6 protein-coding genes are annotated in these 7835 nt (G+C 67.4%); 2 read left to right on the top strand and 4 right to left on the bottom strand.

The genetic code is table 11. The annotated features are described in order from the left end of the window. Nucleotides 1-60: 60 nt before the first annotated feature. Genes VN419_RS01625 through VN419_RS01635 form a run of 3 tightly spaced genes read right to left on the bottom strand, consistent with a single transcriptional unit; the run spans nucleotide 61 to nucleotide 2036 of the window. Nucleotides 61-504, bottom strand: a complete 444-nt coding sequence (locus VN419_RS01625; protein WP_325643748.1) for a universal stress protein — start codon at nucleotides 502-504, stop codon at nucleotides 61-63. Next, a complete protein-coding gene (locus VN419_RS01630; protein WP_325643750.1) occupies nucleotides 504-902 on the bottom strand; it encodes a biotin/lipoyl-binding protein in 399 nt (132 codons plus the stop codon). Before VN419_RS01630 ends, VN419_RS01625 begins: the two co-directional genes overlap by 1 nt. Before the next feature lie 9 nt (nucleotides 903-911). Continuing rightward, nucleotides 912-2036, bottom strand: a complete 1125-nt coding sequence (locus tag VN419_RS01635; RefSeq protein ID WP_325643752.1) for a YeiH family protein — start codon at nucleotides 2034-2036, stop codon at nucleotides 912-914. A 266-nt stretch (nucleotides 2037-2302) separates the two neighbouring features. Here VN419_RS01635 and VN419_RS01640 point away from each other — a divergent pair, with 266 nt between their 5' ends. After that, nucleotides 2303-4768, top strand: coding sequence for a c-type heme family protein (locus tag VN419_RS01640; protein WP_325643754.1), 2466 nt, complete (start codon nucleotides 2303-2305; stop codon nucleotides 4766-4768). Nucleotides 4769-4777: 9 nt separating this feature from the next. After that, nucleotides 4778-6175: a sigma-54 dependent transcriptional regulator gene (locus VN419_RS01645; RefSeq protein ID WP_325643756.1), complete on the top strand. Its 1398-nt coding sequence runs from the start codon at nucleotides 4778-4780 to the stop codon at nucleotides 6173-6175. Between the two features lie 339 nt (nucleotides 6176-6514). Here the strand turns inward: VN419_RS01645 and VN419_RS01650 are convergent, their stop codons facing one another. Next, nucleotides 6515-7744, bottom strand: a complete 1230-nt coding sequence (locus VN419_RS01650) for an aldo/keto reductase (protein WP_325643758.1) — start codon at nucleotides 7742-7744, stop codon at nucleotides 6515-6517. Nucleotides 7745-7835: the final 91 nt, after the last annotated feature.

Genomic DNA, 7835 nt, shown 5'->3' on the forward strand with positions numbered 1-7835 from the left:
TACCCCCTGGCGGGGTCAAGGGGCGGCGCCCCTTGCCAAATATTACCGCCCTCCCCCCGCTCAGTCTTCCCGTTTCACGAACAGCACGTCGCAGGGCGCTTTTTTCAGCACTTGGGCTGTGGCGTCGCGCATGACTTCGAGTCCGCGCCGGAAGGGCTGGCTCATGACCAGGGTGTCGTAGCCTCCCTCGGCCAATTCGGCGAGGATGGCTTCGGGCACGCGCCCGGCGGTGGCGGTCTTGATGGTGCAGTCGAGTCCCGCCTTCTTGGCGCGCTCCTGGAAGGCTTCGACGGTGGCGCGTTCCTGGGCGTACTCGTCGTCGCGGGTGTATTCCAGGAACTTGCTGCGGGCGGTGCTGCCCAGCAGGAAGTCGGACCCGATGTACACGCTCCAGCCGGTATCGAGCACGAAGAGGGCGGTGAGGCCCGCCTTCCTTTCGGAGGCGAGCCTCACGGCCTCGTCCATGGCCCGGGCCGAGTCATCCAAGGCCAGCAGTATGTTCATCAGGGCAGGGTGCCTTTTTCGTGGTCCATGACCAGGATGTCGGTCTTGCCCTTTTTCAGGGCGTCGCCTTCCTTCACGCCGACGGAGAGCACCTTGCCGTTGGTGGAGGCCTTCACTTCCTTGGTGGCGAGCTTTTCTTCGAGCTGTCCGTTGACGAACTTCTTGTCCTTGTACTCGAAGGTGTAGAGCAGGTCGCCCTTCTTCACTTCCTGGTCGGTCTGCACGGCGATGGACACCAGCTTGCCGTCCTGGTTGGGCTTGATGGTGATGGTGGGCACCACGTAGGCCATGTAGGTCAGGACGAAGATGACCACGAGGCTGACGAAAACCATGGCCGCCGCGTCTTCGTGGCGGTCGGTCTTGAATACGGTCATTTTTCCTTTGGCTTTGTCGGACATGGGTGCCTCCTAGAAGCTCGCGTCCTTGGACACGAAGAGCATGATGACGATGAGGGCCACGACGTACTTCAAGGTACCGGCGACCAGGCCCACGCGCAGGGGCTTGCCGCCGGCGCGCTTCAGTTCGCGGAAGTCGATGTACGCGCCCTGGCCCACCAGGCCGATGCCGAAGATCCAGCTCATGACGTCGCGCATCAGGTGCAGGGTGTTGGAGCCTTCGGCGCCCAGCCAGCCCAGGGAGGACAGCGCGGTCATGCCGAAGAAGCCCAGCACGAAGATGGGGAAGCGGTCCTTGAAGACCTTGGTCAGGCTCATCTTGGCGCCGGTTTCGCACGACTCGGCGGCTTCGGCCTTGCAGGCCCAGGTGGTGATGATGAACACCACGAAGGGGATGCTGATGACGCGCACGACGTTCCAGATCTCGCCGTAGGCCACCGCGGTGCCCGGGGCGAAGGTGGGGTTGAAGGCCAGACAGGTGGCCAGCACCTGGCCGGAGTTCAGGATGCCGGTGCCGACCCAGGCGCCGAACTGGTAGTCGCTCATCATCAGGGCTTTGCCGATGAAGGGGCTGATGAACATGGTCATGATGCCGAAGCCGAGGATGGTGGCGATGGCCAGGGCGACCTCGGAGGGCTTGGCGTTGACGCCGGGGGCCGTGGCCACCGCGGCGGAGACGCCGCACACGCCGCAGGAGGCGCCCATGACGCCGATCATGGAGCGGTCCATGCCGATGCGTTTGCCGTACCAGATGACGAAGAACACGGTGCCGAACACGAAGGTGGAGATGAGCAGGATGGCGATGCTGCCCACCTTGGCCAGCTTCTGCAGGGTGTACAGGCTGCCCAGCATGATGACGCCGGACTTGATGAACAGGCGCGTGGTGCGGAAGCCCGCCTCGGCCCAGTCGGGAATCTTGCCGCCGAAGAAGACGTTTCGGTAGATGATGCCCGCGATGATGGACAACAGGATGTAGTTCAGGCTCAGAACCTGAACGAGCCAGCCCTTCTGGCCGAAGACCACGGCATCCTTCATCCAGGGCTCCACGTAGGTGCGCAGCAGGTACAAGGTGCCCACCATGACGGCCAAGCCCGGCACGATGGCCGCGATTTTCGCAACAGTGCTTTTTTCTTCCATAAACTCCTCCGTTGACAGGGTAGTCAGGCAAATGCGGCCAGAGATTGCGTCCGCGTCGCCCTGTGGTTGCCAACTGTGAGCAAGGATGGTGCCACCTTGCGTTGCATGCGGCATCATATTGTTTTTGATTGACAAAGTGCGCATACCCCCTGCCGTGCCTGCCAACTCGCGTTAGCAGGCAGTAACCTTGCGGCTACAGGGGTGCAGCCGCCAGTTGCCAGCGGCCGCCCGGACACGTACAGGGGACGAAACACGGGAGCGAGACCATGCGCCGCATCATGCCGCACACGCTGCAAACCAAATTCCTGGCCGGCCAGGGCCTGCTCATGGCCCTCATGGTCGGTTTCTTCGCCCTGACGCTGAACCTGCACCTGGAACGCCTGATGGAGGCCGAGGCGCGGGAGAAGGCCGCGCTCATCCTCTCCCAGGTGGAGGCCGTGCAGGGCTATGTGCGCGCCACCCTCCGGCCCGCCATGTACCGCCTGCTGCCCGAGGACCAGTTCGTGCTCGAGGCCATGAGCACCTCCTACATCACGCGCGGCGTGCTGAGCGACCAGAACCTGGCGCGCGAGGCCTTCACCTACCGCCGCGTGGGCGTGGGCGCGCGCAACCCGGACTACGAGGCCGACGAGCGCGAGCAGGCCTACATCGCCCGCTTCGAGGCCGAGCCCACCCTGGTGCGCATGGAGCAGTTCGTGGAGATAAACGGCGAGCAGCACTTCATCACAGCCCGGCCGCAGCGCTTCGAGGAAGCCTGCCTGCGCTGCCACGGCGACCCGGACGAGGCCCCGCGCGAACTCATCGACCGCTACGGGGCCACGCGGGGCTTCGGCCGCGAGGTGGGCCAGCTGGCGGGCATCGACCTGGTGCGGCTCAAGGTCCAGCGCGACGTGGGCGGCATCCGCGACGCCACCTTCTCTTTCGCCGTCTTGTTCGCCGTGGGCATCCTGGTGCTGTTCCTGGTCATCCAGGGCTTTTTCCACCGGCTGGTGGTGCAAAGCCTGCGCCGCGTCACCGGGGTCATGCGCCGGCTGTTCCCGGAGGAAGCCAAGGAGGCCGCGGCCCTGCCAACGGGCGAGGACGAGCTGGAGGACATCCTGCACGGCTTTGAGGCCTTTGCCCAGCACCTGCGCCAGGCCCGCCAGGATTTGAGCGACTACGCCGCCACCCTGGAGGACACCGTGGCCGCGCGCACAGGGGCCATCACCCGCCTGGCCGAGGACCGCCGCGCCGACGTGGCGCTGTTCGTGGCCCTTCTGAACAGCCTGAACGAGAGCCAAAACAAGCACCAGATGCTCGCCGCGGCCCTGGGCTTGACTGCCAAACGCTTCGGCGCCAGCCGCGCGGGTTACGCCTGCGTGCTCGGCGCGTCGGACTACGCCTCCTGGCCGGAAGGCACGGCCAGCCCCACCTCGCCCGGCGACCTGCCCGAGGACTGGCACGACCTTGTGGCCGCGGGCGAGCCGCGCCTCACCCCGCGCGCCTGGTATATTCCGGTGCAAACCTCCGGCACCAGCCGAGGACTTTTGTGCCTGTTCTGGGACTCGCGCCAGGAAAAGAGCGTGCGCCTGGCCGACCTGGCCCGGGCCATCGGCCAGCAGCTGGGCATCGCCATGGAGAACCTGGACGCCCTGGACGGCCTGCTGCGCCAGAACGACCTGCTCTCGTCCATCTTCGAGGGCATCGACGACCCGCTGCTGCTGCTGGACACCGGCGGCGCGGTGCTTCTGGCCAACAGCCCCGCGCGGGAGCTGGCCGCGCAGATCAGCGGCGCAAGCGCGGTGCCCGGCGGGCACGGCTTCGACGGCCTGCGCGGGCACCTGGAGCGCGCCACCGGAAGCGGCGGCAACGGGGAATTCGAGCTGGCCCTGCCCGGCGGCAACCGCATCTTCGAGGCCAGCCTGTACCCCATCCCCCAGCCCGGAGGCGGCGTGCGCAACGTGGCCTCCCTGCGCGAGGTGACCGCCGAACGCCGCATGGAAGGCCAGATGCGCCGCAACGAGCGCATCGTGGCCGTGGGCCAGCTGGCCGCGGGCCTCGCGCATGAGATCAACAACCCCCTCGGCGTCATCCGCTGCTATGCGGAGCTCTTGCAGACCTCGCAGCAGGAGCCCCAGGCCCAGGCCGACCTTGAGATCATCATGCGCCACACGGACCAGGCCCGGCGCGTGGTGCGCGACCTGCTGGACTTCGCCCGGCCGAGGCCCGCCGAGCCCGGCCCCAGCGACCTGGCCGCCGTGGCCGCCGCCACCCTGGAGGTGCTGCGCCCGCGCGGCAAAAACAGCCAGACCCAGCTGAGCCTGGAGGCAGCGCCCGGCCTGCCCCTGGTGGCAGCCGGAAGCGAGGCCCTGGAACACATCCTGACCAACCTCGTCATGAACGCCCTGGATGCCGTGGCCGCCAAAACGGAAGGCGGCAAGGTGCAGGTGCGCCTGCTGCCGCCCGCCGACCCGGAAGAGCCGGACGGCCCTGCCGCAATGGTGGAGCTGCTGGTGGCCGACAACGGCCCCGGCATCGCCCCGGAGCACCTGGACCGCGTGTTCGATCCCTTCTTCACCACCAAGGAGGTGGGCAAGGGCACGGGCTTGGGCTTGGCCGTCGTCTACAGCCTTGCGCGCGACCTGGGCGGCAGCATCGAGGTGGAGAACAACCCTGGCGGCGGCGCGCTGTTCCGCGTGTTCCTGCCTGCGGACATCACGGCGGACATCACTGTTGACAGGCCCAAGGACTAGGAGAACGACATGGCCCAACGCATCCTGCTCGTCGACGACGAACCCGACTTCGCCCAGGGACTGGCGCGCCTGGTTTCCGCAGGCTTCCCCGATGTGGAGGTGGAGCTTGCCCACAGCGGGGCCGAGGCCTTGCCGCTCATCGCCGCGGGCGGCGTGGGGCTCATGTTCACCGACCTGCGCATGCCCGGCCTGGACGGCCAGGAACTGCTGCGCCAAGCCCTGGAGGCCGACCCCAACCTCACCGTCATCATGCTCACCGGGCACGGCAGCGTGGAAACGGCCGTGGCCGCGCTCAAGGCCGGAGCCTACGACTTCCTCACCAAGCCCGTGGAACGCGCCGAGCTGTTCCGCGCCGTGGCCAAGGGCCTGGAGCGCGACCGCCTGCTGGGCGAAAACCGCTCCCTGCGCGAGCTGGCGCGCCGCTCCGAGCTGGAGCGCACCCTGGTGGGCCAGGGGCCGGCCATGCGCAGGCTCAAGGAATCCATGGCCGCCGTGGCCGCCTCGGACTACACCGTGCTCGTGCGGGGCGAATCCGGCACGGGCAAGGAGCTGGTGGCCGCAAGCATCCACCGCTTAAGCTCCCGCGCCAGCAGGCCCTTCATCACCGTGAACTGCCCGGCCATACCCGAACACCTGCTGGAATCAGAGCTGTTCGGCCACGTGAAGGGCGCGTTCACCGGCGCGGACAAATCCCGGCGCGGGCTCTTCGTGGCCGCCTCCGAGGGCAGCATCCTGCTGGACGAGATCGGCGACATCCCCATGCCCGTGCAGACCAAGCTCCTGCGCGTGCTGCAGGAGCACGAGGTGCGGCCCGTGGGCTCCAGCGACAACGTGAAGGTCAACGTGCGCATTCTGGCCACCACCAACCAGGACCTCGAAGGCCGCATCGCCAGCGGCCTGTTCCGCCAGGACCTGTTCTACCGCCTGAACGTGCTGACAATCAGCCCGCCGCCCCTGCGCGAACGCAAGGAGGACATCCCGCTTCTGGCCGCGCACTTCCTGGCGCAAACCTGCGCCGAGATGCGCCTGCCGCCAAAAGTGCTCGGCCCGGAGACCGTGGCCTGCCTGACCGAGCGCCCCTGGCCAGGCAACGTGCGCGAACTGCAGAACTTCATCCGCCGCCTGGCCGTGTTCTGCCCCAACCCGCAGGTGGACATGGCCCACCTGCGCCAGGCCGAGGGCGGCCTGCCCGGGTACGCGCACGGCGAACCCCAGGCCGAACCGCTGGCTCCATACAAGGAGGCCAAGGCCCACGTGCTGGACAGCTTCACCAAACGTTACGTGGAGCAGGTGCTGGAAATGTCCGGGGGCAACATCTCGGAGGCCGCGCGCATCAGCGGCATAGAACGCGTGAGCCTGCAGAAGATCCTGCGGCGCATGGGGGCCAACGCGAAGGACGGGGAGTAGAAGGGAAGCAGAGAAGAGAATATTTTTCCAGGGGGTATGCACCCCCTGGACCCGCATGGTCAGCGCGAAGCCCCGGCGAGCAAAAGCTCGCCGGGGCTTCGCGCTGACGGAGGGGCAGGATGGTTTCGCCGCTCTTCCGAGCCTTCCGGGTTCCAGTGCCGCGTCGGTGCAGGCGATTTCTCAGGCTCGGAGAGTTCCGCCCGGACCCTCCGCGCGGTTTTTTGCTTCAGGCGGCTTTCGCGCCTGAAGCAAAACCCCGCGCCACAGGGAGTCCAGAGGGCCTCGTGCCCTCTGGCGGGGTCAAGGGGCGGAGCCCCCAGCGGAGCCCCTGCTCTCGTCCTAGGCCAGGGTCTCCACGGCCCCGCGCACCAGCTTGGCTATCTCCAGCTTGTGCGGGCAGCGGGCCTCGGCCTTGGCGAAGTCCGCCTGGGCCAGGCGCTGGCGCACGGCTTCGGGCAGTTCGGCGAAGGTGGCGCGGCCCAGGCCGGGCTCCTGGTACTCGTTGTGATACATCAGACTGCGCATGACGTGCTGCACGGGCAGGCCGTCGCAGGCCTGGGAGCAGATGCTGCCGCAGCCGCCGCAGTAGCCTGTGGCCTCTGCGCTGGCCAGTTCGACCAGGGCGGCGCGCTCGGCGGCGGACAGGCTCACCTGGTCGCGCGCGGCGGCCACGTTGGCCGAGAGAATATTGATGGAGGGCATCTGCGAGCAGATGCTGGCGAAGGTCTTGTTCTCCCACACGGCCTTGAGCCGGGCCTGCTTGTCGGTGAAGCCGCGCGAGAGGAACTGCTGGGCCACCTTGGCCTCGGCCTCGGTGGGCGCGGTGGCCGGCCCCATGCCCTGGGTCTTCATGGCCACCAGACCGATGCCCGCCTTGGCGCAGGCATCCACGGCGGCCTGCATGGCGGGCTTGTGCATCACGCTGGTGTTGTAGGTGGCCATGATGACGTCGAGGTTGGCGGCTGGTCCGCCCTCCTTGGCGGCGGCCTGCATCAGATCCTCCATGTTGCTGTGCGTGCTGAAACCGAAGTGCTTGATCTTGCCGGCCTTCTTCATCTCCGCGGCAAAGGCGCGGAACTCGGGCTTCAGCTGGCTCATGGAGTCGATGCCGTGGACGAAGAACAGGTCCACATAGCTTGTTTGCAGGCGCGCCAGAGATTTCTCGAAGCGCTCCGGAAAGTTGCCTTCCTTGGGGGTCAGCTTGGTCACCAGGAACACGTCCTTGCGGCGGTCCGGGTTGCGGGCGAAGAAGCGGCCGAAGCCTTCCTCGGACAGGCCGCGCCCGTAGTACTCGGCGGTGTCCCAGTAGGAGACGCCCCAGTTCAGGGCCTGGCGCAGCAAAAGCTGGTTGTTGATGGTGTCGAACATGCCGCCCAGGCAGAGGATGGGCACCTCCACGCCGGTCTTGCCCAGCATGCGCTTGGGCATGACGGCGGCAGAGGGCGCGGCGGGCGCGGCCTGGGCCGTGGCGGCCAAAACCGGCGCGGCGGCGACGGCCGCTGCACCCACTGCGGCACCCAGGCCCAGGGTCTTCAGAAAATCGCGGCGGGACGTGTCGGACGCGGACATGGGAGCCTCCTTGGCGTTGTTGTTAGACCAGCATGCGCCCCGGGCCGGAGCGCGATTCGTTCTCGTAGCTGACGCGGATGCCGCGCTGCCC

The sequence above is a fragment of the Humidesulfovibrio sp. genome (assembly GCF_035560995.1).
Classification (GTDB): Bacteria; Desulfobacterota; Desulfovibrionia; order Desulfovibrionales; family Desulfovibrionaceae; genus Humidesulfovibrio.